This window comes from Dactylosporangium sp. NPDC005555, assembly GCF_040605635.1.
GTDB lineage: Bacteria > Actinomycetota > Actinomycetes > Mycobacteriales > Micromonosporaceae > Dactylosporangium.
This window is the reverse complement of record NZ_JBEXDG010000014.1, coordinates 1-22,416: the sequence shown is the minus strand read 5'-3', so window position 1 is coordinate 22,416 and position 22,416 is coordinate 1. Positions and strand designations below refer to the sequence as shown.

At 72.9% G+C, this 22,416-nt stretch carries 21 protein-coding genes; 10 read left to right on the top strand and 11 right to left on the bottom strand.

Features of this window, described 5'->3' with window-relative positions; all coding sequences use genetic code 11:
- The first annotated feature begins 75 nt into the window (after positions 1 to 75).
- Positions 76 to 2,541, top strand: a complete 2,466-nt coding sequence (locus ABZS58_RS18010; RefSeq protein WP_354782711.1) for a SpoIIE family protein phosphatase — start codon at positions 76 to 78, stop codon at positions 2,539 to 2,541.
- Between the two features lie 72 nt (positions 2,542 to 2,613).
- Here ABZS58_RS18010 and ABZS58_RS18005 read toward each other — a convergent pair whose 3' ends face one another.
- Positions 2,614 to 3,237, bottom strand: coding sequence for a hypothetical protein (locus tag ABZS58_RS18005; RefSeq protein WP_354782709.1), 624 nt, complete (start codon positions 3,235 to 3,237; stop codon positions 2,614 to 2,616).
- Between the two features lie 94 nt (positions 3,238 to 3,331).
- On the opposite strand from ABZS58_RS18005, the gene ABZS58_RS18000 reads away from it, so the two are divergent.
- Positions 3,332 to 3,673: a hypothetical protein gene (locus ABZS58_RS18000; RefSeq protein ID WP_354782707.1), complete on the top strand. Its 342-nt coding sequence runs from the start codon at positions 3,332 to 3,334 to the stop codon at positions 3,671 to 3,673.
- A 1,104-nt stretch (positions 3,674 to 4,777) separates the two neighbouring features.
- On the opposite strand, the gene ABZS58_RS17995 is transcribed toward ABZS58_RS18000, so the two are convergent.
- The gene (locus ABZS58_RS17995) at positions 4,778 to 7,102 is read right to left on the bottom strand and encodes a M28 family peptidase (protein ID WP_354782705.1); all 2,325 of its coding nucleotides are present in this window, start codon (positions 7,100 to 7,102) and stop codon (positions 4,778 to 4,780) included.
- Between the two features lie 185 nt (positions 7,103 to 7,287).
- Here ABZS58_RS17995 and ABZS58_RS17990 point away from each other — a divergent pair, with 185 nt between their 5' ends.
- Positions 7,288 to 7,668 carry a DUF6401 family natural product biosynthesis protein gene (locus ABZS58_RS17990; RefSeq protein ID WP_354782703.1) on the top strand — a complete coding sequence of 127 codons (381 nt, stop codon included), beginning with the start codon at positions 7,288 to 7,290 and terminating at the stop codon, positions 7,666 to 7,668.
- A gap of 42 nt (positions 7,669 to 7,710) precedes the next feature.
- Positions 7,711 to 8,274 (top strand): hypothetical protein, encoded by a 564-nt coding sequence (locus tag ABZS58_RS17985; protein WP_354782701.1) that lies wholly within the window; start codon positions 7,711 to 7,713, stop codon positions 8,272 to 8,274.
- Here the strand turns inward: ABZS58_RS17985 and ABZS58_RS17980 are convergent.
- The 3 genes from ABZS58_RS17980 to ABZS58_RS17970 are packed head-to-tail and all read right to left on the bottom strand — an operon-like array spanning position 8,271 to position 9,389.
- On the bottom strand, positions 8,271 to 8,549 hold the full coding sequence (locus ABZS58_RS17980; protein ID WP_354782699.1) for a Smr/MutS family protein: 279 nt from the start codon (positions 8,547 to 8,549) through the stop codon (positions 8,271 to 8,273). The genes ABZS58_RS17985 and ABZS58_RS17980 overlap by 4 nt on opposite strands.
- A 4-nt stretch (positions 8,550 to 8,553) precedes the next feature.
- On the bottom strand, positions 8,554 to 8,937 hold the full coding sequence (locus ABZS58_RS17975; RefSeq protein WP_354782697.1) for a rhodanese-like domain-containing protein: 384 nt from the start codon (positions 8,935 to 8,937) through the stop codon (positions 8,554 to 8,556).
- Positions 8,934 to 9,389, bottom strand: a complete 456-nt coding sequence (locus tag ABZS58_RS17970; protein WP_354782695.1) for a cysteine dioxygenase family protein — start codon at positions 9,387 to 9,389, stop codon at positions 8,934 to 8,936. The genes ABZS58_RS17975 and ABZS58_RS17970 overlap by 4 nt, the downstream gene beginning before the upstream one ends.
- Before the next feature lie 145 nt (positions 9,390 to 9,534).
- Between ABZS58_RS17970 and ABZS58_RS17965 the strand changes: the two genes are divergently transcribed.
- Together ABZS58_RS17965 and ABZS58_RS17960 are read left to right on the top strand one after the other, a co-directional pair.
- Positions 9,535 to 10,488, top strand: coding sequence for an ATP-binding cassette domain-containing protein (locus ABZS58_RS17965; protein ID WP_354782693.1), 954 nt, complete (start codon positions 9,535 to 9,537; stop codon positions 10,486 to 10,488).
- A complete protein-coding gene (locus ABZS58_RS17960; RefSeq protein ID WP_354782691.1) occupies positions 10,485 to 11,276 on the top strand; it encodes an ABC transporter permease in 792 nt (263 codons plus the stop codon). The genes ABZS58_RS17965 and ABZS58_RS17960 overlap by 4 nt, the downstream gene beginning before the upstream one ends.
- Here ABZS58_RS17960 and ABZS58_RS17955 read toward each other — a convergent pair.
- From ABZS58_RS17955 to ABZS58_RS17945, 3 genes are all read right to left on the bottom strand, one after another.
- Positions 11,214 to 14,303 carry a BTAD domain-containing putative transcriptional regulator gene (locus ABZS58_RS17955; protein WP_354782689.1) on the bottom strand — a complete coding sequence of 1,030 codons (3,090 nt, stop codon included), beginning with the start codon at positions 14,301 to 14,303 and terminating at the stop codon, positions 11,214 to 11,216. The genes ABZS58_RS17960 and ABZS58_RS17955 overlap by 63 nt on opposite strands.
- Before the next feature lie 70 nt (positions 14,304 to 14,373).
- Positions 14,374 to 15,408, bottom strand: a complete 1,035-nt coding sequence (locus tag ABZS58_RS17950) for a S1 family peptidase (RefSeq protein ID WP_354782687.1) — start codon at positions 15,406 to 15,408, stop codon at positions 14,374 to 14,376.
- A gap of 116 nt (positions 15,409 to 15,524) precedes the next feature.
- Entirely contained in the window at positions 15,525 to 16,313 is a 789-nt protein-coding gene (locus ABZS58_RS17945) for a phosphatase (RefSeq protein WP_354782685.1), read from the bottom strand.
- Positions 16,314 to 16,373: 60 nt separating this feature from the next.
- Here ABZS58_RS17945 and ABZS58_RS17940 point away from each other — a divergent pair, with 60 nt between their 5' ends.
- Positions 16,374 to 17,015 carry a hypothetical protein gene (locus ABZS58_RS17940; RefSeq protein WP_354782683.1) on the top strand — a complete coding sequence of 214 codons (642 nt, stop codon included), beginning with the start codon at positions 16,374 to 16,376 and terminating at the stop codon, positions 17,013 to 17,015.
- Between the two features lie 221 nt (positions 17,016 to 17,236).
- Here the strand turns inward: ABZS58_RS17940 and ABZS58_RS17935 are convergent, their stop codons facing one another.
- The 3 genes from ABZS58_RS17935 to ABZS58_RS17925 all read right to left on the bottom strand — a co-directional run bounded on the left by ABZS58_RS17935 (position 17,237) and on the right by ABZS58_RS17925 (position 19,807).
- Positions 17,237 to 18,526, bottom strand: a complete 1,290-nt coding sequence (locus ABZS58_RS17935; protein WP_354782681.1) for an LCP family protein — start codon at positions 18,524 to 18,526, stop codon at positions 17,237 to 17,239.
- Between the two features lie 66 nt (positions 18,527 to 18,592).
- Positions 18,593 to 18,730, bottom strand: a complete 138-nt coding sequence (locus ABZS58_RS17930) for a hypothetical protein (protein ID WP_354782679.1) — start codon at positions 18,728 to 18,730, stop codon at positions 18,593 to 18,595.
- A gap of 102 nt (positions 18,731 to 18,832) precedes the next feature.
- On the bottom strand, positions 18,833 to 19,807 hold the full coding sequence (locus ABZS58_RS17925; protein ID WP_354782677.1) for a 2OG-Fe(II) oxygenase family protein: 975 nt from the start codon (positions 19,805 to 19,807) through the stop codon (positions 18,833 to 18,835).
- A 62-nt stretch (positions 19,808 to 19,869) separates the two neighbouring features.
- Between ABZS58_RS17925 and ABZS58_RS17920 the strand changes: the two genes are divergently transcribed.
- From ABZS58_RS17920 to ABZS58_RS17910, 3 genes are read left to right on the top strand one after another with little or no spacing between them, the layout of a single operon-like run.
- The gene (locus ABZS58_RS17920; RefSeq protein ID WP_354782675.1) at positions 19,870 to 20,103 is read left to right on the top strand and encodes a helix-turn-helix domain-containing protein; all 234 of its coding nucleotides are present in this window, start codon (positions 19,870 to 19,872) and stop codon (positions 20,101 to 20,103) included.
- Positions 20,103 to 20,651, top strand: a complete 549-nt coding sequence (locus tag ABZS58_RS17915) for a Clp protease N-terminal domain-containing protein (RefSeq protein ID WP_354782673.1) — start codon at positions 20,103 to 20,105, stop codon at positions 20,649 to 20,651. The genes ABZS58_RS17920 and ABZS58_RS17915 overlap by 1 nt, the downstream gene beginning before the upstream one ends.
- A gap of 32 nt (positions 20,652 to 20,683) precedes the next feature.
- Positions 20,684 to 21,736 carry a winged helix DNA-binding domain-containing protein gene (locus ABZS58_RS17910; RefSeq protein WP_354782671.1) on the top strand — a complete coding sequence of 351 codons (1,053 nt, stop codon included), beginning with the start codon at positions 20,684 to 20,686 and terminating at the stop codon, positions 21,734 to 21,736.
- Positions 21,737 to 22,416: the final 680 nt, after the last annotated feature.

The following is a 22,416-nucleotide window of genomic DNA, read 5'->3' as shown; positions in this document are numbered from 1 at the left end:
ACTGGTCGGTCGGGCGCCGGACCGTCTGCGTCGGCGTCCGGACAGGCGTCTGGGCAGGCCGCTGCGCAGGGCCAGGTGCCGGCCGAGGGTGGCAGCGCCGAACCGGCCGAGGCCCTCGCGGCGCTCGTCGCGAAGCTGCGCGCCGAGCTCACCGGCGTCCGCACCGCGATGCGCAACCGGGCGGTGATCGAGCAGGCCAAGGGCGTGCTCGTCGAGCGGCTCGGAGTGAGCCCCGACCAGGGGTTCGACCAGCTGGTCCGGCTGTCGCAGCGCACCAACATCAAGCTGATCGAGGTCGCCGCCGCGATCGTCGGCACCACCTCGCCCGACCCGGACGCACCCGATGTGGTGAATCTCATCGACGACGAGCTGCGCCAGCACGTCGCGCGCAGCCGCACCCGGACGGCCCCGGTCTCCTCCTCCGCCTCGGACACGCCGCCGCCGGCCGCCGAGAAGCCCCGCCGGCGGGCCAGCCGTAGCCCCGAGGTCGAGGCGCTGCAGTCGCAGCACCAGCTGCTCAGCGCCCGGATCGCGGCCGCCCGCGGCTACGACGAGATCGCCGAGGTCCTCGGCACCGCCCCGACGGCGTGGCCCCCGCCGACCTCGATCATGATCACGCTGCTCGACCCGGACGGCGCGCAGCGCGGCGTCGGCGCGTTCGGCATCGCGGGCGAGGTCCGCAGCCGCTGGTCGCGGATCCCCCCGGACCCGGCGCTGCCGCTGGTAGTCGCCGTCCAGGACGTCGAGACGATCTGGCTCGTCGGCGGCGATGAGGTCACCCGCCGGTTCCCGGTGATGGGCCAGCTGCCGTTCAGCGGCGACACCGTGCTCGCCTCGCCGCTGATCTCCGGCGAGCGGGTCCTCGGCGCGATCATCATGAGCTGGGCCGACGGCCTCCCCGACAGCGACGAGCTGCGCCGGTATGTCGCGGCGCTGCTGGAGCCCGTCGCCCGGCAGGTCGACACCCTCATCGGCGACGAGATCGCCAGCGCCTGGTTCCACGTCGAGGGCGAGGAGAGCGCGCAGGCCGCCCCGGCGCAGGTGTGGCTGCCGACCGTCGTCGACGTGCTGCACCACCCGGCGGCGCTGCTGTCCCCCGTCACCGTCGACGGGCAGCTCGTCGACTTCCGCGTCGAGTACGCCAACGTCATGGCCAGACAGGTCCTCACCACCGCCCGCGTCGACCCGGACGAGGCCACGCTGCTCGCCGCGTATCCGACGCTGGGCAGCGCGACCCTGCTGCCGGAGTTCGCCCGGATGCTGCAGGACGGCCAGCCCCGCCGCCTGGAAGGGCTGCGCGCCGATCCGCGCACCGACGGGGTACCGACGACGCAGACCATCTCCGTGCACGCCGTGCGGCTGTGGGACCGGGTGTTCGCCGTGTGGCGGATCGCGACCGAGGCCGACCTGCTCTACGACCAGCTCCTGCAGGCCGAGCGGATCGCCGGTGTCGGCTCGTTCTGCTGGGAGCTGCGCGACCCCGAGCCGCGCTGCTCCCCCGAGCTGATCCGGCTCTTCCACGGCGGCCGCGACGCCGCCCGGGTCCCCGTCGACGAGCTCACCGCCAGCGTCCACGCCGACGACCTCCTCGCCGTCCAGGACGCCGTCCGGCGCACCGTCGTGGAGGGCAAGCACCTCCTCGCCGAGGTCCGCGGCGCCGGCCGGGTCAACGGCCGCCGGCTCCGCCTCACCGCCGAGCCCCTCTTCGACGACACCGGCAACGTCACCGCCGTGCGTGGCACCGTCCAGGACGTCACCGAGGAGCGCGCGATCGAGGCCCGGCTGCGCCGCGCCGAGGAGGCCCTCGCCGCGCAGCGGCACCGGGTCGCCGACGAGCGCCGTGCCGCCCAGGCCCTGCAGAAGGCCCTCCTGCCCACCGACCCGGAGCTCGGCCACATGGAGGGCGTCGAGATCTGCGGCCACTGCCGCTCCTCCGAGCGCGTCGGCACCGTCGACGGCGACTGGTTCGACGCCACCTCGCTGCCCGACGGCGGCACGATCCTCGTCCTCGGCGACGTCGACGACCGCGGCCTGTCCTCGATGACGACGGCGGCCCGGCTGCGCTACGCGGTCCGCGCGTACGCCGCCCTTGACATGTCCCCCGGCGACATCCTCAGCGCCGTCAACGGGATGCTCTGCGCGATGGAGGTCGAGCACACCGCCTGCCTGATGGTCGCCCGCTACTCCCCCTCGACCCGCGAGCTGCGCTGGGCCGCGGCGGGGCAGGTGGCGCCCATCAGGTACACCGCCGCCGGGCAGGGCACCGTGCTCTCCGGCCCCCTCGGCCTGCCGCTGGGCGAGGTGACCGAGATGCGCTACTCCGACACGACGGTGACCCTGGACCCGGGCGACCGCGTCCTGCTGTACACCGGCGGGCAGGCCCGGGTCGACCGGCGCCGCGGCGGCGGCCTGGACCTGGTCCGCCGGGCCGGGGACCACATCGACCTGAGCGACTTCGACGCGGTGATCAACCACCTCGTCAAGAGCCTCAACGTGCCCGACGACGAGGACGTCTGCGCCATGCTCGTCCACGTGCCCTGACGCTGCCGCCCGCCCGGGCCGGGCGGTGCGGACGTCCCGGTCCCGGTCCTGGTCCTGCGCTCCGGGTCCGGGTCAGACGGTGCGGGTGTCCCAGTCCCAGGGCAGGCCCAGGCCGTCGAAGCGGCCCAGGGCGTCGCGGTGGCGGGCGGCGATGACGACGCGGTCCGGGCCCAGGTGGGCGAGGAGGTCGTCGTCGCCGTGGTAGCGGGTCTCCGGGGACGGCCAGCGCCACAGGGGGTCGTCGAGCTCGCGGAGGCGGAGCTTGACCTGGCGGAGCTCGTCCGGGGCGGGTGACATGCGGACGAGACCGTGCAGCGGGGTGTACGTCGCCTCGTAGACCGCGGCGTACACGAGGAACCTCGACAGCGGCAGTCCCGTCTCGACCGTGTCGTTCTCGATCACCTGCGGGTCGGAGGAGCCCGGCGCGTACGAGTACCAGTCGTCGGTGCCGGACCAGAAGCGGACCAGGCCGGGAGACCCGGACCCGTCGAGGTCGGCGGGGGCGGTCATCGCATGGTCGCGGCTCAGCGGCAGCGAGTACCGGGCCGCGACGCGGTGCCACTCCGCCAGGGGCTCCGGCATGGCGGGCAGGTCGAGGGGGCTCCGGGGACGGTCGGGCAGGCCGTACCAGCGGGAGACGAAGCGGCCGAGGCTGTCGTCGGCGATCACGTCGAGCTCGTACACGCCCCAGATCATGCCTGGTGACCACCGCGCCAGCGCCGGCCAGGGTTATCCACAGGAAGAAGATCTTGCTTCCGTGGTGGGTGTGGTGGCTCGTACCTTCGGAGGTATGAGTGCGGCGGTCACGGTCGACGATGTGTGGCGGGTCCATGGCGACTGGAAGGCGATGCGGGAGGCCGCCGTGCGCCTGCGCGAGGAGCGCCGCGCGACCGCCGACGCCCTGCGCAGGTCGGCCGCCCTGCTCCGCCACGGCCAGGAGCTGCTCGGCGCCATCCTCGACCGCGTCGACGTCCCGATGACCCTGCACGACGACGGCCGCCTGACGTTCTACCCGGCCGACGCCGCCGACCTCGAATCCCTGCGCCGGGCCGAGCTCGCCGCCCGCGAGATCCAGGCCGCCCTGTCCACCATCCTCGCCCGGCACCGCGCCACGGCCGACCACGGGCGTTGACGTCCGTGGCCGGCGACCGGCCTGGTTGCTCACGGCGCTCTCCCGGGAGTGACTGCCGGGGTCCGCGGTAGGGATCGACCACACCGTGCGCGGGCGGACATTCGCCGGGCCGGTGGATCCGCCCGGCCTGGCGGCCACACAGCGGCTGCGGACACGGATGACGCACCTGCAGCACAGCTGGGCAGCTCGCACAATCGGAACGAACACCGTTTGCATTCGACGACTCGCCGCCGGGACCGGCCCCGCAACCCGGTGGATCGGTGGGGTGCGGACACCAGTTATCCACCAGGTTGTGCCAGGCCAACCGTCGCCACGTCGGCCGGCCGAGGCGGACAGGCCGGGCCGGGCCGGGCGGCCACGCAACGGGTGCGGGTGACGCACGTACAGCGCAGCTGGGCCGCCCGCACCGCATAACCGCAACGAACACCGTTGCAGTCGACGGGTCGCCGCCGGGACCGGCACCGCAACGCGGTGGATCGGTGGGGTGTGGGCACCAGTAATCCACCGGGTTGTGACGGCGGGAGATGCGGCCCGATCTCCTGTCGACACGTCGGTGTGAGGCGGGCGGGGTGCGAGCCGACGTGTCTGCGGTGCAGCTTGACGGCTCGCGGCGACCGGAACCAACGGCGCCGCGATGATCTGGCCACCGAGAACTTCAGGTCGCGACGCGGTGGACTTGCTGGGCAGGGTGTTCCCGTGTCTCGCCGGGTCGCCCGTCGCCGGGGCGGCCGGCTGGGAGCGGATCGAGGCTTCGGCATCGCCCAACTGCGGGTCTCAGCCGGGGTGCTTGAGCGTCCGGCCGGCACGGCGAGCGAGGCAGGGAGCCGCGACGGCACACGAGCGAGCCACCGCACAGCCAGCAACCGCGTCGGCACACCCACCCGCCCCTACCCACCACCGCCCCGGGCCTACCCACCGCCGCGCCGCCCGCTCTACGCCGATTCCTCCGTGCTGTCGCGGTTGTCCGATTCTCGCGTCGGTCCTCGTGCCGTCTCGGCCCACCTGCCGCGGCTCACGTGCTGTCGTGGCCCACGTGCCGCGGTTGTCTGCTCGTTGCGGAGGCCCGGGTGCCGGCGCGGTCGCCGGCTGTGCGGTGGTGGGCGGTCAGATGGTGGTTGTGGTGGCGACGGCGGCGAGCTCGCTGGAGTGGCTGCCGAAGATGCCGACGGATGCGGGGCGGGGGGTGAAGCCGGGCAGGGCGTCCAGGCCGTCGCTGCCGTCGACCAGGCGGAGCTTCAAGGGGCCCGGGCCCTGCAGGACGAGCGTGACCTCGATGCCGTCGGTGGGTGGGCCGTGGAAGACGACGCCGAAGCGGTTCTGGTCGGTGAGGTACGGCACGGCGGGGCGGCCGGCGACAGTGGCCTGCTGGACGCGGTGGGAGCCGACCTCGCCGTAGAAGGAGATGAAGCGGACCGGGCGCTGGGAGGCGAGGCGGAACGTGACGGTGCGGCGGTCGCCGGTGGTGGTGTCGGACAGGACGGTGGCGGTGGGGGCCGGGAGCGGGGCGGCCTGGGCGGGACCGACGGACAGGTCGCCGGCGGGCAGGACGGGGAAGAGCTCGTCGAGGGAGCGGTGGTCGCGGACATAGCGCGAGGTCCAGGCGCCCGGCGACCGCTCCAGGCTGACCCATGACGCGGTGCCGGTGTCGCGGTCCAGGGCATACATGAGGTGGGTGGGCTCCGGGTGGCCTGGGTCGAAGCGGTCGGCGACCATGCCGGTGGTGGTGCAGACCAGGGCGACCACGAGCGCGGCAACGGCAGGGGCGGCGCCGAGGACGCGGTGCCGGTCGGCGCCTGCGGGGCGGAACAGGGGCTCGAACGCGGGCAGGGCGGCGAGGCCGAGCAGCGCGGCGAAGAGCGCGGGGGCGGCGCCGGTGGCCAGGCCCAGGGCGGGGAAGAAGAGGGCGACGGTCGGGGCGAGGATCAGCACGGCGACGCCGGCGCCGGCGGTGAGGACGGCGGTCGCGAGCCAGGGGCGCGGCACGTACAGCGCGGCGATGCCGGCCAGGGCGCCGGACAGGGCGGGCAGGGCGACGAGATAGGAGCCGCCGGGGATCGCGGCGGCGAAGACCAGGCCGAGGACGGCGAGCAGGCCCAGGGCGCCGGTGGCGAGCGGGACGGGGCCGAGCCGCCGGCGGGTGAGGGCATACCAGGCGAGCAGGACGGCGGCGGTGAGCGCGACGACGCCGAAGCGGAACCAGGTGGGGCGGGCCGGGTCGAGCAGCTCACCGTAGCCGGGGCGCAGCGCGACCAGCAGGGTCCAGAGCAGCTGTGCGGCGACGGCGACGGCGACGAGCGGCACGAGGGCGAGGCCGAGGCCGGCGAGGCTGCGCGGGACCGAGGTCAGGCCGCGGCGGCGGGCCAGGAACACCAGCGCGGCGACGGCGATCAGGGCGAGGGCGGCGATCGGCCAGGTGAGCGCGGACGGGTAGCGCACCAGCAGACCGGCGAACGGGAAGTAGACCGCGTCGCCGGAGGCCGGGCGCAGCAGCGGCGGCAGGTCGGCGCCGCCGAGGGTGCGGGTGAGGGCGAGGGCGTTGTCGCCGTGGTGCTGGAGGCTGGCCCTGTTCATCGTCGACGGCCGGTCGAACGGGCTGTGATAGACGCTGGAGCCGTCGATGTAGGCCGTGTTGAGACCGGTGAAGCGGGACTGCCCGAGGAACGGCGTGAAGTCGGTGTCGTTGGACAGCAGCCGGTAGACCTCGACGGCGAGGCTGGTGCCGACGGGGTGCGGGGTGCGGGCATAGACGTCGATGAGGTCCGCGTTGCCGACGGAGGTCTGGAACATGACGGCGGGGCCGCTGCTGCCGCGGGCCTCGAAGTTGAGCACGACGGACGGCTTCTGGCCCAGCGGGTGCAGGCTGACGAACGCCTCGGCGCCGCACAGGCAGGCCTCCTCGGCGTCGGTGAACAGGAACACGACGTCGTTGCGCGGCGGGGCGCCGGTCGTGAGGGCGCGGGCGACCTCCAGCAGGGTGCTGGTGCCGGCGCCGTCGTCGTTGGCGCCGAAGCTGACCTGGACGGAGTCGTAGTGCGCCATGAGGACGACCTGGCCGGTGGAGGCGGAGCCGGGCAGCACCGCGACGACGTTGCGGACGCGGGCCATGCCACCGTCGCCGAACTTGCCCGCGTTGACCCCCACGGTGTCCTGGACCTCGGGCTTCAGTCCCAGGCCGGTGAGGCTGGTCACGATGTGCTCGCGGACCCGGTCGGCGGCGGGGCTGCCGGTGACGTGGACCTCCTGGCCGATCCGCTCGACGTGGGTGAACGCGCGGGCGGCGGAGAAGTCGCCGGCGGGCGCCGAGGCGGGACGGGGCGCCGGCGGCTGGACGTCGGCGATGCCGAGGAACGCGAGCAGCGCGAGGACGACGAGGGCCGCGGCGGCCGTGAGAGGGCGCCGCGGCGGTGCGGCGAAGCTTCGGTCGGACAAGGGGTGCCTCCTGTGGGGTGCCCACATTCTGCACGCCACCACCGACAAAATCTGCGGACAAAAACCACCGGCAGGACGAGAAAAGCAAGGGTTTGTCGCCCGTACGGAGTGCAGTGGGTCATGAACGGGTGCCGGATGGTTGTTGGGGGTCCCGAGCGGCTCCGGACTGCCTAGCGTCATCGTCCATGAACAACGAACTCACCCCCGCCGCCCCGACCGCCTTCGACGCCGGCTATCTGGCCACCGCCGAGCTCGACGCCCGCTTCCAGCTCGACCAGGTGATGGCCATGGTCGGCGTCGACGGCCTGGTCGAGGCCCTGGCCCAGCCGTTCCTGCTGGCGAAGGTCGACCAGCACGCCGCCGCGGTCCGGCAGAGCATCACCGCCGCCGGCAGGGCCGTCGACTCGATCTCCCTCGCCGGGTACGCCCGCAGCGTCATCGCCGTCCACCAGCGGCACGGCCGGCCGCTGCCGACCCCGGACACCATCGACTGGACCGACGCCGACTGGACCGTCCTGCGCCTGGTGTCCGTCTGCTCCCTCGCCGACGCCGTGGACGCGTTCTGAGCACGAGGACAACCAGCGCGGCGGCACGCGCGTCGATAGCGCATGACCCGACTGCTGCCACTCGCCCTCGTTGTCCTGCTCGCCGCCTGCACACCCGAAGCCACCGCGACAAAAGCCGGCAGAAGCTCCGGCCCGCCACCGACGACCGGCACCAGCCCCAGCCGGACCACCGGCACAGAGGACCGCTGGACGACGGACATCAGCGTCAGGCACGACCCGGCCGTCCCCCCGGTCCCGATCCTGGTCGAGGTCCGCACCGGTGACCACGCCGCCGAAGGCTACGAGAGGATCACGTTCGCCTTCAGGGGACCGCTGCCGTCGTACACCGTGCGGATCGTGCGGAACGTCGTCCGGGACGGCTCCGGAGAGCCGGTCGACCTGCCGGGCGCGACGCTGCTGAGCGTCGTGTTCACCCCGGCGGGCAGCCACACCACCGCGGGCAGGCACGACGTCGGCTACCGTCGCCTGCTGGCGTACGAGCGGACCGGCGACTACGAGGGCTACGTCAGCTACGGCCTCGGCGTCCAGGGCACCACGACGATCCGCACCGGGGAGAGCACCCGCCCGGACGGCACGAACGTGGTCGCCCTCGACATCAAGCTCTAGCGCCGCCCGCGACCGGTCGACTCGTTCCACCGGAAGTGCACGAAGAGCCGCCCGAAGTTGTCGGAGTCCTTCTCGACCCGGTGGTAGAGGGCCTTGATCTCCCGCTGGTCGAGGAAGCGCAGGACCCGCTTCTTCAGCGCCCCCGAGCCCTTCCCCGGGATGATCTCCACGAGAGTGGCCCGCTTGGCCACCGCCTCGTCGATGATCGACTTCAACGCGCGGTCGATGTCGCCCCTGCGGTTGAAGATGTCATGCAGGTCCAGCTTCAGCTTCACGCCCCTAGTTTGCCACCGCGCCGGCGATCGGCAGGCCCGCCCGCTTCCACGCCTGGAAGCCGCCGGTCAGGTCGGTCGCGAGGTGCAGGCCCAGGTCCTGCAGCGCGGCGGCGGCGAGCGAGGACGTGTAGCCCTCGGAGCAGAAGACGACGACGGGCAGGTCGTAGCGGTCGGCGATGGGCAGCCGCGCATCGCTGCGGGGGTCGAAGCGCCACTCCAGGACGTTGCGCTCGACGATCAGCGCGCCGGGGATCTCCCCCTCGGCGGCCCGCTGCGCGGCGGGGCGGATGTCCACGAGGACCGCGCCGTCCGGGACCTCGGCGGGGGTCACCCGGGTCAGCCGCTCCCGCGCCGAGGCCAGGATCTCGTCGATCGAACGGCCGCTCACCAGTCCGCTCCCGCCTGCTGGATGGACTCCACGGACAGGCGCCCCTCGTGCAGCCGGTAGCGGGTCATGACGGTCAGCGCGGGGCTGTACGCGTGGACGGTGATCGCCGGGCGGGTGCCGGTGTTGACGACCCGGTGCACGTGGTGGGCGCCGAAGCGGCGGCCGGCCCCCGCGGTCATCGTCGTGTCGAGCAGCGAGCCGTCCCGCACGGTCTGCTCGACGATCTCGCCGGACACGACGGTGAAGGCGCCGGCCGAGCCGCCGTGGTCGTGCAGGTCGGTGGCCTGGCCGGGCAGCCAGGTGAGCAGCCACACCTCGTGGTCGTCGGCGGTGTGCAGCTTGCCGTACCACCGCGTGCGCGGATCGTAGCGGGGCTCGAACGGCCACGTGGCCGGGTCCTCGGCGTGCCAGCGGGCGACGGAGAGCAGGTCCGTCCGGGTCGAGACAGTCATCGCAGATTCTCCAGTATTCGCATCTACTTAGTAGGAATTACTACCACACTTGATCGTCGTGTGCGACGGAGACAGACGGATGTGCGCGAAATGACAGAGGTTTCCGGCACCCTGACGGAGGACACACCAAAGGGGGAACGCAACCATGAGCTTCGCTTTCCAGGCCACGGGCCTGGTCAAGCGCTTCGGCACGACCACCGCCCTGGCGGGCGTGGACCTCGCCGCCGAGCCGGGCACCGTGCTCGGGGTCCTCGGGCCCAACGGCGCCGGCAAGACCACCGCCGTGCGGATCCTCGCCACCCTGCTGCGCCCCGACGCGGGCACCGCGGTCGTCGGCGGCCACGACGTCGTCAAACGCCCGGCCGAGGTCCGCCGCATCAGCGGGCTGACCGGCCAGTTCGCCTCCGTCGACGAGGACCTGACCGGGACCGAGAACCTGGTCCTCATCGGCCAGCTGCTCGACCTGCGCCGACGCGACGCCAGGAGCCGGGCGGCGCACCTGCTCGCCGAGTTCGACCTCAGCGAGGCCGCCGACCGGCTGGTCAAGACCTACTCCGGCGGCATGCGGCGCCGCCTCGACCTGGCCGCGAGCCTGGTGGGGCGGCCCGCGATCGTCTACCTCGACGAGCCGACCACCGGCCTCGACCCGGCGAAACGCGAGGACGTCTGGAACATGGTCCGGGCACAGGTGCGGGAGGGCACCACGGTGCTGCTCACCACGCAGTACCTGGAGGAGGCCGACGCGCTCGCCGACGAGATCTCCGTGATCGACCACGGCAAGGTGATCGCGCACGGCACGCCGGCCCAGCTCAAGCACATCGTCGGCGGCCAGACCATCAGCGTGCGCCCGGCCGACCCGGCGGACCTGAGCGCCGTCGAGACCATCCTCACGAACCTGACCGGTAAAAGCGTCGAGTCGCGAGGACGTGGGGTGCTGTCAGTGCCCGTCGACGACGCGAAGGCCCTCGGCGCCGTCGTGCGCAGCCTCGAACAACAGGGCATCGACGTGATCGAGCTGTCGCTGCACCTGCCGAGCCTCGACGAGGTCTTCTTCACCCTCACCCGCGGCGGGAGCCGCAAACAGGAGGTGGCCGCGTGACCACATTGACCGCCGCCGTCCCGGGACGCCCGTTCGGGCTGGTCAGGCACAGCCTGGTGATGGCCCGGCGGAGCCTGATCAAGACGATGCGCACCCCGGAGCAGCTGCTGGACGTGACGCTGCAGCCGATCATCTTCATCGTCCTGTTCGTGTACCTGCTGGGCGGCGCCATCGCCGGCTCCCGCCACGACTACCTGCAGTTCCTGCTGCCGGCGCTGCTGGTGCAGAACGTGCTCTTCGCGTCGGCGCCGACCGGGGTCAGCCTCAACACCGACATCAAGACCGGCGTCTTCGACCGCTTCCGCAGCCTGCCGATCGGCCGGTCCGCGCCGCTCATCGGTGGCGTCCTCGGCGACATGATCCGGTTCGTGGTGTCGATCGTGGTGATGCTCGGCTTCGGATACGTCCTCGGCTTCCGCTTCGGCACGAACCCGCTCGCGGTCCTCGCGGCGTGCCTGCTGGTGATGTTCCTGGCGTTCAGCTTCAGCTGGATGTTCGTGCTGCTCGGCATGCTGGTCAGGGAGCCCGGCGCGGTCCAGGGCCTCGGCTTCGTGATCATGTTCCCGCTGACGTTCGGCACCAACGTGCTCGTCCCGACGGACACGCTGCCCGGCTGGCTGCAGGCGTGGGTCAAGGTCAACCCGGTCGCCGACGCGATGCAGGCCGCCCGCGGGCTGATGGTCGGCGGCCCGGTCCTCGACGCGGTCGTCAAGACCGTCCTGTGGTCACTGGGCATCCTGGCGGTCTTCGCGCCGCTCGCCGTCCGCGCCTACCGCCGCAAAGCGTGAGATGAGCTCCAGCGCCGCGGCACGGTCCAGGGCCGCGCCGCGGCGCACGGCGTCGTCGAAGCCCGGCGGGCCGAGCGCGTCACGCAGCGCCGCGGACTGCGCGACGAGGTCCGCGTTGGACAGGTCGTCCCCGCCGGCCAGCCGGCGGGCCACCCCGAGCAGCGAGGCCGCGGTCACCGGGTCGCCGAGCGCGGCGGACAGCGCCGCCGCGCCGACCGCGATCTGCGCCACGACCGGCATGTCCCGCACCGGCAACGCGATCCGCAGCGCCTCGGCGAGGCGGTCGCCGGCCGACGCCGGGTCGCCGCGCCGCAGGTCCAGCTGCGCCATGGCGACCATGATGATCGCCCGGTACTGCGGCGCGACCAGCGGCGAACTGGCCTGCCCCCGCCACGCCTCCGCGTAGCGGCGTCCGGCCTCCGCGAGGTCGCCGTCGTGGCGGGCCAGCTGGCCGAGCTCCAGCATCGCGTGCGACACGTCGCGGGGCAGCGCCGCCGGGTCCTCGGCGAAGCGGAGCAGCTCGGCGCGGGCGGCCGCGACGCCGTCCGTGTGCCGGCGCACCGAGGCGAGCCGGATCCGCTGGTACGCCTCGCTGGTGTGCACGCCGAGCTGGTGGTGCAGCTCGATCGACTCGGCGAACAGCGCGGCGGCCGTGGCGAAGTCGCCGCGGCGGGCCCGCGCGTCGGCGATCGAGGCGAGCGTCATCGACAGTCCCCACCGCTCCCCCACCTCGCGGAACGCGACCGCGGCCGCCTCCTGCGCGGCGAGCATGCCGGCCAGGTCGCCGTCGTTCTCCCGCAGGTAACCGAGGATCGCCAGCAGCATCCCCCGCGACCAGGCGTCGAGGGGCTCGGCGAGGCGGCGCTCGATCGCGGGGGCGCCGTGGGCGCTGTCGTCGCGGAACATCATCACGACCGGCTCGACCAGCGCGACGAACGGGTGGGCGCCGGCGGCCGGGACCCGCCGGGACAGGTCCAGGACCTCGTCGAGCAGACCGTCGGCGAACTGGAAGTCCCCGGCGAAGCCGCAGTTGATGACGTACACCGCCATGACGACGGTGCGCAGCCCCAGGGGCACGTCGCCGGGGACGGCGAGGATCCGCCCGAGCAGCCCGGCGGCCTCCGCGTGGTTGTCCTCGAACGTCCAGAACCAGGCGCAGGCGGCGCCGAGCCGGAACGCGGTGACGGTGTCGCCGCTGTCGCAGGCGTGCGTGACGGCGGCGTGCAGGTTCGCCCGCTCGGGGCGCAGGCGGGCCAGCCAGTCGACCTGCGCGCCGGTGCGCAGGTGCGGCTCGGCCCGCTCGGCGAGGGCCAGGAAGTGCGCGGCGTGCGCGGACCTGGCCCCCTCGGCCCGGCCAGCCCGGATGAGCTCCTCCAGGGCGAACTCGCGGATCGTCTCCAGCATCCGGTACCTGACCGTGTCACCGGCGACCATCTGCAGCAGCGACCGGTCCACGAGCTGGTCCAGGAGGGGCTGCGCATCCGGTACACCCGCGACCGCCGCCGCCGCGTCGGCGTCGAACGCACCGGGGAACACCGCGATGGCGGCGCCGAAGTCGCCATCGCGCTCCTCGAGCAGGTCCCAGCTCCAGGCGACCACCGCGTGCAGCGTCCGGTGGCGGGGCAGCGCGGTGCGGCTGCCGCCGGTCAGCAGCCGGAAGCGGTCGTCGAGGCGGGCCACGAGCTGCTCGGCGGTGAACGAGCGCAGCCGGGCCGCGGCCAGCTCGATCGCCAGGGGCAGCCCGTCGAGCCGGCGGCAGATCTCGGCCGCGGCGGGGGTCACCGCGAAGCCGGGCCGCACCGCCTCGGCCCGGTCCGCCAGCAGCCGCACCGCGGGCTCCGGCGCGAGCGGGCCGACGGGGAAGAGGGTCTCGCCGAGGATGCCGAGCGGCTCCCGGCTGGTCGCCAGGACGCGCAGCTTCGGGCAGCGGCCCAGCAGGTCCTCGCTGAGCGCCGCGGCGGCCGCCACGACGTGCTCGCAGTTGTCGAGGACGAGCAGCCCGTCGACGGGGGCGAGCAGCTCCGCGATCCGGCCGGTGACGTCGACGCGGCGGGTCCGCTGCGGCGACTCCAGCTGCCCACCGGTGTCGAGGGCGCGCAGGACGGCGGCGGGCACGTCGGCGGCCTCGGCGACGGGGGCGAGCTCGACCAGCCAGACGGCGTGCGGATCGGTGGCGGCCACCGTCGTGGCGAGGCGGGTCTTGCCGGCGCCGCCGGGACCGACGAGCGTGACGAGGCGCCGGTCGAGGATCTGCGTGCCGAGCCGCTCGACGTCGTCGTCGCGGCCGACGAAGCTGGTCAGCGGGGTCCGCAGGATCTCGGCGGGCCGGTCGGTGAGGGCCCGCAGGTGCGCCCGGCGCAGCTGCGGCGACGGGTCGACGCCGAGCTCCTCGGCGAGGCGGTGCCGGCACTCCTCGAACGCCGCGAGGGCCTCGGCGCGGCGGCCCTCGGCGTGCAGGGCGTCGATGAGGTGCGCGGCGAGCCGCTCCCGCAGCGGGTGGGCGGCGGTGAGCTCCAGCAGCCGCGCCACCAGGCCGGGTGCGCGCGGCCCGGCGGCCTCGACGTGGTCCTCGATCGCGGCCAGCCGCAGCTCCTGCCAGCGGGCGGCGAGCGCGTCGCCGACGGCCGGCGGGCCGCGCCACAGGTCCAGGGCGTCGGCGAGCAGGGTCGCGGCGCGGGCCCGGTCGCCGTCCCGCAGCGCCCTCGCCCCGGCGGTGGCGAGCCGTTCGAAGCGGTGCGCGTCGACGTCGTCGGCGGGGATGTCGAGGAGGTACCCACCGGTGCCGGACACCAGTGCCGGGTCCCCGTCGAGGGTCTTGCGCAGCCGCGACACCAGGGACTGCACGGCGTTCGCCGGGTCGGTGGGGGTCGCGTCCGGCCACAGCGTGGCGGCGATCCGCTCCACGGGCACCAGCCGGCCGGGCTCGCAGGCGAGCCGGATCAGCAGCGTCCTGAGCCGGGCGCCGCCGACGTCGACCGGCCGCCCGGCGACGTCGACCGTCAACGGCCCGAGGATGCCCACCCGCATGCGCACCACTGTGCCACCCGCCGCGTCACGACGGGTGGCACAGGTGGGGGGTGGTGCCTGGCAGATGCGTCTAGTAGATGCTGACGCCGTAGACGCCCAGCGGCTCGGTGACCGGCTGGAAGTACGTGACGCCGCCGCTGCTGCAGTTGCCGCTGCCGCCGGAGGTCAGGCCCAGCGCGATCGTGCCCGCGAAGAGCGAGCCGCCGCTGTCGCCGGGCTCGGCGCAGACGGTGGTGCGGATCAGGCCGGTGACCTGGCCCTGCGAGTAGGTGACGGTCGCGCCGGTCTGGGTGACCGAGCCGCTGCGCACGCCGGTGGTGGAGCCGCTGCGGCGGACCGCCTGGCCGACGGTCGCGTTGCCCGCGGCCGTGATCTCCTGGAACGAGCCGTTGTACAGCGACACGTTGCCGGGGTGCGCGACGCCCGCGGCGTAGCGCACGATGCCGTAGTCGTTACCGGGGAAGCTCGTGCCGGTCCGGGTGCCGAGGACCGAGCCGCCGCTGGTCGTCCAGGTGGAGCCGATGTTCGTGCAGTGTCCCGCGGTCAGGAAGTAGTACGTGCTGCCGCTGACCACGTTGAAGCCGAGCGAGCACCGGGAGCCACCGGCGTAGATCGCCTGGCCGCCGGAGATCGTCGGCTGCAACGCGCCGGACAGCCGCTCGATCTTCGCGGCGCTGCCGAACGACGCGACGGTCGCCTCGAGGGTCTTGACGTGCTCGGGCGCGACGGTCGGGTCGATGGAGACGACGACCTGGTTGGCGATCGGGTCGACGGCCCAGGCGGTGCCCGGGACGGAGGCCTTGGCGGCGAGCGTCGAGGTGACGCGGGCCAGCTCGGCGCCGCTGTGCTTGACCTTGCGGGCCACGGCACCGGTCGACTCGACGCTCTTGGCGGTGTTCGCGTCGGTGACGGTGACGACCATCTTGCCGAGCTGGGCGTCCCAGTAGGACCCCGCGGAGTTGAGCCCGAGCCGCTCGACGAGCGCGTCGGTGCTGCCGATCGGCGCGGCCTGGGCCGGTGACGGCGTGAGGAACGAGCCTGCGACGAGAGCGGTGCCGGCGGCGATGACCACGGCGCGACGGAGTGTGGACCTTGTGAGCCTCACGTGAGCCTCCCCTGTATCGGAGCCGATGAATATCGGCCGCGACCGATGCTTTCATCGGACGGGGAGGCTCACAAGGCTAGAGGTCCAAATTGCCCCATAGCACCCGTGTCATATCACTAAGCGGCTATCCCTTCGAGAAGGTATGCGCTGATCGGCCGGTACAGGTGCGGCTGGACGTTGTCGTCGATCGGCACCGTCACCGAGACCCGGCCCTCGGCCTCGCCGACGAAGAGCGCCGGGTCGTTGCTGTCGGCGAAGGACACCACGTCCAGACCCGCGGCGGCCGCGGCGCCGGCGAACCCGTGGTCGGCGAAGACCAGGTCCGGCATCGGCACCCCGGTGGACTCGAGCTCGTCGAGCATCGCCCGCATCCCGTCCGGCGAGTGCGTGTGCCACATCGCGATGCCCCGCTCGGCGCCCATCGCGACCCCGCCCAGGTAACGCACGGCGAGCGGGAACTCACGCCCGTCGTAGCGGCCCGGCCTGGCGAACGGCACCCCGGCCGCCGGGCTCAGGATCTCGCACCCGGCCGCGCGCAGGGCGGCGGCGACGGCGAAGTGGATCTCGACGATCCCGGCCGGGTGGCCGGACGCCACCAGGACCCGCTCCTTGCGGCGCGCCGCGACCCGCAGCCGCTCGCGCATCCGGTCCAGGGCCGCCACGGTCTTGTACGGGTCGATGACGTCCGTCCCCGACGACCGCTCCGGGTCGGGGTCGATGCCGACCCGCTCCGCCATCACGGCCAGCACCTGAGCGAGGGTCCAGGTCTTCAGCGGCGCCAGGCCGAACAGGTATCCCTCGGCACCGTCGGCGAACGCCGCGGCGTTGCCATGGTTGGAGGCCCGGGTGGTCTCGACATCGCCGGCGAGGAGTGCTTCACGCAGATAACTCACAAGCTCAGGCATGTGACCCATGGTATGCAGGCACCTCTGCGGCGCCGAGGAAAGCGGCTTAAGGTCACAGACATGGCCGACGTGTATCTCGAAGTGACGGACAAGAAGGTGTTCGCGGCGAGCCTGGACTGGCCGGGCTGGGGCCGCTTCGCGAAGACCGAGGACGACGCCCTGCAGGCCCTGGCGGAGTACGGCGAGCGGTACGCGCCGATCGCCGCCGCCGCGGGCTACAGCTTCCCGGCATCCCCGGCGTTCAAGGTCGTCGAGCGCGTCCCGGGCACCTCCGCCACCCAGTTCGGCGTCCCCGACGCCCACCCCGGGGCGGACGACCGGCCCGTGACGAAGGCGGTCGCCACCCGGCAGAAGAAGCTGCTCGTCGCCGCGTGGGAGGCGTTCGCCGGGTTCGCCGCGACCGCGCCGGCGTCGCTGCGCAAGGGCCCCCGCGGCGGCGGCCGGGACCGCGACAAGATGATCGACCACGTCTACGGCGCCGAGGCCGGCTACGGCCGCAAGATCGGCTTCAAGCTGCCGCAGCCGGCGATCGACGACACCGCCGCGATCGCCGCCGTGCACGACGAGGTGCTCGCCGTCCTCGGCCGGGCACACGACGGCGGTCCCCTGGTCGACAACGGCTGGACGTCCCGCTACGCCGCCCGCCGCTACGCCTGGCACGTCCTGGACCACCTGTGGGAGATGCAGGACAGAGCAGAATAGCCCTGCTCACGTCCGTCGTGGCGGAGGTCCGCCGCTCCCGTCAGCCTCCGGTCGGGCCTTGACGGCCCTCCCTCTCCCGCCGCCGGTAGTGGCCGTGGGCCGCGGCCGTCCCGGCCGCGAACACCCCTTCCCGGCCGGATGGCGGCCCTGGATCAGCCGGCCGGGACGGCCGCGGCCCTCCGGGGTCAGCTGGCGACTCAGCTGGGGACTCAGCTGGCGACTCAGCTGGCGACAAGGTCCGTATGGTTCGTCATGAAGGTCTTGACGGTGTCGGTGCGGATCGAGTCCAGCAGGGACAGGGTCGTGGGGTCGAGGGCCTCGGCGCCAGGGTTCTCGGGTGACGAGTAGAACGTGCCGTTGTTGGTCTTCACGGTCAGCAGGTTGTCGCCGGTGATGCCCTTCATCGCGAATATCCAGTCATCGAGGCCGATCCCGCCGGAGTCGATCGTCATCGACTGACCGATGACGTCGAGGACCTTCTTGAGCTTGCCCGGGTCGGTCAGCACGTCACGACTCAGGATCTGCTTGAACAGCGCCTTGATGAACTGCTGCTGATGGCGCTGCCGGTCGTAGTCGCTGTTGGGCAGCGTCTCGCGCTGGCGGACGTAGTCGAGGGCCTGCCACGGCTCCAGGTGCTGGTAGCCGACGTGATACGTCTGCGGGGTGACGCCGGCGATCGCGATGAGGTCGGTGCCGCCGCGGCCGTTGTCGCGCTGGATGTACGGGACCTTGGTGTTGCCCTTGGCGTCGTGGCCGATGTGGACGGACCGCACCTCCTGGTCGACGTACATGTCGACGCCGCCGAGGACCTTGACCACGTTCTGGAAGCCGGTGAAGTCGATGATCGCCGCGGCGTCGAACGTGATGCCCCAGTTCGCCTTGATCGTGTCGGCGAGCAGCGTGACGCCGAACTTGCGCTGGTCCTTGCCCGTCGTGCCGAGGCCGCCCACCGCGAACGCCCCGTTGATCTTGTCGTGGCCGCCCGCGTAGGACTTCCTGCCGTTGTCGAACCTGGGGATCTTCACCCAGGTGTCGCGCGGGATCGAGACCAGGTACGCCGAGTCGTGGCCCGCCGGGATGTGCAGGACGATGATCGAGTCGGAGCGGATCGACTCGGACTCGTCCTGGCCGGGGCGCGGGTCGATGCCCATGAGCAGGATGTTCTTCGAGCCGCTGATCGTGACGTGCCGGCCCTGCTGCTCGGCGGCCGGGACGATCAGGTCCTCCTGCTTGACGTTGCGCGTCGCGTAGCCGATCACCGCGTCCTTCGCCACGAACGCGCCACCGGCGGTCATCATCATGACCGCGCCCGCCACCACCAGCGAGCGTGCCCATCGGGGGTCCCTGCGGCTACGGCGCAGAGACGACTTCGAGGACTTCGAGGGCGACGACGAAGGCCGGCTCGACGATGCGTCGGCCGGCCGGTCGTCGAGGCCCAGGTCCTCGGCGAGATGCTCGTGGCGTCGGAACACGTTCCGCAGCTCCTGTTCGAGCGAGGCGTCGGAGGTCATACCCCCAAGACGGTATGAGGGGCCCCGGTGATTGCACCCTGCGCTGCCTGTGCGTCACCTGGGAGCTCAGCCGCCGACGACGAGGACGCCGACGACGCTGAGCAGGACGATGACGGCGAGGAGGACGAGCATGCCCTGCTCGCTGTCGAGGTTGGTGAGCTTGCGGGTCCCCGGCTGCAGTTGAGCCGGCGTCTGCGTGGTCATCGGGGGCCTCCTGGTGCGGTGTGGTGACTCAAACGGTAGGTACACCGCGAACAGGTTTGCTCCCGTCATCGTGCCAGCACCCCGGACAGTGCCTGTGCAGGGTTAACCGATGCGAGGCGCCTCCTGGTGACGGGTCTCCGCGAAGAGCTCTGGGAACACCTTGCCCACCTTCGCGACCAGATATTCCCCGTACGTCCCGGTGAACGCCCGGAGGTCCTGTCCGTCCCAACGCCGGGCGCCCTCGTGGAGCGTGGCCGGCAGCGGCGGGACCGGACGGCTGAAGTCGGGGTCGAAGAAGAACGGGAACGAGAGCCGCTCGTTGCCGCTGAGGTTGCGGACCCGGTGGGGCGTGGACCGGTACCAGCCGCCGGTCATCCGGTCGAGCATGTCGCCGATGTTGCACACGAAGGTGCCGGGGATCGGCGGCGCGTCGAGCCAGCCACCGGGCGTGCGCACCTGCAGCCCGCCGTTGCCGTCCTGCAGCAGCAGGGTCAGCAGGCCGTAGTCGGTGTGCTCGCCGACGCCCCACTCGTCGCTGTCCGGCGCCGACGGCGGGTAGTGGAAGATCCGGAACAGCACGGTCGGGTCCGCCGTGTACGACTCCGCGAAGTACCCCGCGGGCAGCCCGAGGCTCAGGGCGATCCCGCGCAGGACGGTCTGCGCCACCGCGGTCATCCGCGACAGGTACTCCAGGACCACCGGACGCAGGTCGGGCACCTGGGCCGGGAAGAGGTTGGCGCCGTGCAGCGGCAGCCCGGCGCGCACGGCCGGGGCGTCGGGGCCCAGCTCGGTGCCGAAGTACAGCCCCTCCTTGCGGTCCGGGACGCCGGAGGTCAGCTCGGCACCGACGGGGAAGAACCCGCGCCACGCCCGGCCGCCGCGGGCCATCGCGATCTCCGTCTTGGCCGGCGCGGGCAGGTCGAAGAAGGTCCGCGCCGCGGCGTCGAGCCGGTCGGTCAGCGCGGCCGGGACGCCGTGCCCGGCGACGTAGAAGAAGCCGCTCTCGCGGCAGGCCGCCTCGATCCCGGGGGCGGCGGCGTCGGGGTCGGAGATGTCGATGACCGGCAGCGCGTCCATGACCGGAGGATAGTTGTCAACCACGGTTGACAGCGTCCCGAGTTGTCAACTACGGTTGACACATGACGGAAGCAGGCGATCTCGCGGACGCCGCGGCCAGCCCGGATCCCAGGATCGGGCTGCGGGCGGCGGTGGCCCTGCGCCGCCTCGCCGACGCGCTCGAGGTCCTCCAGGTCGACAACGCCCGCCGGCACGGCTGGTCGTGGCAGGAGATCGCGGACGCCCTCGACGTGACGCGCCAGGCGGTGCACAAGAAGCACGCCGGCAGGACCCCTTCAGAGACGGGAGAGCAGTGATGTTCGAGCGGTTCACCCAGCGCGCCCGCACCGCGGTGCAGAGCGCACACGAGGAGGCCAACGCCCTCGGCCACCGCACGGTCGGCACCGAGCACCTGGTGCTCGCCATGTTCACCGCCGGCGGGATCGCCGCCGACGTGCTGCACGCCTGCGCGGTCGAGCGCGAAGGGCTCCTCGCCGCCGTGACCGGCACCGACGACGCGGCCGCGCTGCGCTCCATCGGCATCGACCTCGACGCGGTGCGCTCCAGCGTCGAGCAGACGTTCGGCCCCGGCGCGCTGGAGCGCGCGGAGCCGCCGAGGCGCGGCGGCTTCCTCTTCCGGCGCACCAAGCTGCCCAACCGCTTCGGCAACGACGCCAAGAAGGCCCTGGAGCTGTCGCTGCGGATCGCGCTGTCGATGAAGCACAACTACATCGGCACCGAGCACCTCATCCTCGCCGTCCTGCGCGAGGAGCGTGGCAACGGCGGCCGGCTCCTGCGCGAGCAGGGCATGAGCTACGACCGCACCATGGAGCTGGTCAGGGCGGCCCTGCGCAACGTCGCCTGATTCCTGTCGTACCCCTGTGCTTGAGTGTCCGCATGGAGCGGACACTGACGTGGCGGGACCTCAATCGCGCCCTGCTGGCCCGGCAGTCCCTCGACACCCGGGTCCGGGCCGACCCCGCCACGGTCCTGGAGCGGATGGCCGGCATCCAGGCGCAGTATGCGCCTTCCATGTACATCGGGTTGTGGACCCGGATCGAGGGCTTCGAGCGCGAGTCGCTGACCAGGCTCCTCGAGGCCCGCGAGGTGGTCCAGGCGACCACTCTGCGCGCCACCATCCACCTCGTGTCCCGGGCCGACTACTGGCCGACGCTGATCGCGATCCGCGACGCCCGGCGCGACTGGTATCACCGCGTCATCCGCAACAACGTCGGCCCCACGGAGCTCGCCGAGGCCGCCGCGAGCCTGCGCGAGCTGCTGCGGGAGCGGCCGGTCAAGCGGGCCGAGATGGACCAGCTCTATGGTGCGGAGGTCCGCGGCGGCGTCGGCATGTATCTCGACATGGTCCGCGTGCCCCCGTCCGGCACGTGGGCCCGCCGCCGCGCCGACCTGTTCGGCCTGGCGGAGGACTGGGTCGGCCCGCCCGAGGTCACCGTCGACGCCGGCCGGGAGCTGCTGGTGCGCCGGTATCTCGGCGGGTTCGGCCCGGCGCACCGCTCCGAGATCGCCGACTGGGCCGGGCTCAGCGTCGCCGACATCGCCAAGGTCCTCGCCGGCATGGAGCTGCGCCGCTTCCGCGACGAGCGGGGCAGGGAGCTCGTCGACCTGCCGGACCTGCCGCTGCCCGACCCGGAGACGCCGGCGCCGGTGCGGTTCCTGCCCACCTATGACGCGACGCTCCTGGCGCACGCCCGGCGGACCCTCATCCTGCCCGAGGAGCACCGCACGAAGGTGTTCCACGTCCGGATGCCACAGTCGATCGGCACGTTCCTCGTCGACGGGCAGGTCGCCGGCACCTGGACGGTGAGCAAGGCGGGCGTCGTGTCGTGGGAGCCGTTCGCGAAGCTGCCCGTGTCCGTCCGCCGCCAGGTCGACGCCGAAGCCACGGCACTCACGGCGTTCCACACGACATCCCACGCAACGTCATAGCCGCATGACCCAGCGCCGCCCCGCGCCCGTCCACACCCGCCCGCACGAGCCGCCCCCGCGAGCCCGCCCCCCGCGAGCCCGCCCCCCGCGAGGCCGCCCCACGAGCCCGTCCCCCGCGAGCCCGGTCCCGCGAGCCCGGTCCCGGCCGCGTCCACCGTCAGGCCGACGCCGCAGCCGGGCGGTCACGGCCTCCCAACCGACATCCCGCCCGATGTAGTGCGCCACACACCAACACGCCGCTCTGCCCGCCCCACGAACCCCGCCCCGCCCCAAGAGCCCCGCCCGCGAAGCCCGTCCTCGTCCCACCGTCAGACCGACGCCGAAGCCGTGGCGGTCACGACGTTCCAACCGACATCCCACGCGATGTCGTGAGCCACACCGCCACCAGCCGCCCCAGTCCGCGAACCCTGCCCGTCCTCCGTCACGCCGACGCTGAGATCCGAAGCGCGGTCGTGTCCGCGCTGGTGGTGTACGGGTGGCACCACAACTGCCGTGCCGCCGCCCGGCGGCGGGTGGCCGGTGGGCTCCTTTGCGTCGTCTGCGTGGCCTCGTCGGGGTTCTTGATGATCCGGAAGAGTTTGTGCTGCTATGGAGCCTGTTGCGTTTTGGCGGAAAACTGTCTCGTCGACGGTCGTCGCGACCCTCGACGGCTACCGATCGGCCGCGACCGGCTCGCACAG

What these genes read in the sequence shown, in the direction of transcription:
- ABZS58_RS18005 (WP_354782709.1), bottom strand. Translation starts at nt 3,237, where the DNA reads ATGATCTGGGGCGTGTACGAGCTCGACGTGATCGCCGACGACAGCCTC.
- ABZS58_RS18000 (WP_354782707.1), top strand. Translation starts at nt 3,332, where the DNA reads ATGAGTGCGGCGGTCACGGTCGACGATGTGTGGCGGGTCCATGGCGAC.
- ABZS58_RS17990 (WP_354782703.1), top strand. Translation starts at nt 7,288, where the DNA reads ATGAACAACGAACTCACCCCCGCCGCCCCGACCGCCTTCGACGCCGGC.
- ABZS58_RS17985 (WP_354782701.1), top strand. Translation starts at nt 7,711, where the DNA reads ATGACCCGACTGCTGCCACTCGCCCTCGTTGTCCTGCTCGCCGCCTGC.
- ABZS58_RS17970 (WP_354782695.1), bottom strand. Translation starts at nt 9,389, where the DNA reads ATGACTGTCTCGACCCGGACGGACCTGCTCTCCGTCGCCCGCTGGCAC.
- ABZS58_RS17965 (WP_354782693.1), top strand. Translation starts at nt 9,535, where the DNA reads ATGAGCTTCGCTTTCCAGGCCACGGGCCTGGTCAAGCGCTTCGGCACG.
- ABZS58_RS17955 (WP_354782689.1), bottom strand. Translation starts at nt 14,303, where the DNA reads ATGCGGGTGGGCATCCTCGGGCCGTTGACGGTCGACGTCGCCGGGCGG.
- ABZS58_RS17945 (WP_354782685.1), bottom strand. Translation starts at nt 16,313, where the DNA reads ATGCCTGAGCTTGTGAGTTATCTGCGTGAAGCACTCCTCGCCGGCGAT.
- ABZS58_RS17940 (WP_354782683.1), top strand. Translation starts at nt 16,374, where the DNA reads ATGGCCGACGTGTATCTCGAAGTGACGGACAAGAAGGTGTTCGCGGCG.
- ABZS58_RS17935 (WP_354782681.1), bottom strand. Translation starts at nt 18,526, where the DNA reads ATGACCTCCGACGCCTCGCTCGAACAGGAGCTGCGGAACGTGTTCCGA.
- ABZS58_RS17930 (WP_354782679.1), bottom strand. Translation starts at nt 18,730, where the DNA reads ATGACCACGCAGACGCCGGCTCAACTGCAGCCGGGGACCCGCAAGCTC.
- ABZS58_RS17925 (WP_354782677.1), bottom strand. Translation starts at nt 19,807, where the DNA reads ATGGACGCGCTGCCGGTCATCGACATCTCCGACCCCGACGCCGCCGCC.
- ABZS58_RS17920 (WP_354782675.1), top strand. Translation starts at nt 19,870, where the DNA reads ATGACGGAAGCAGGCGATCTCGCGGACGCCGCGGCCAGCCCGGATCCC.
- ABZS58_RS17915 (WP_354782673.1), top strand. Translation starts at nt 20,103, where the DNA reads ATGTTCGAGCGGTTCACCCAGCGCGCCCGCACCGCGGTGCAGAGCGCA.
- ABZS58_RS17910 (WP_354782671.1), top strand. Translation starts at nt 20,684, where the DNA reads ATGGAGCGGACACTGACGTGGCGGGACCTCAATCGCGCCCTGCTGGCC.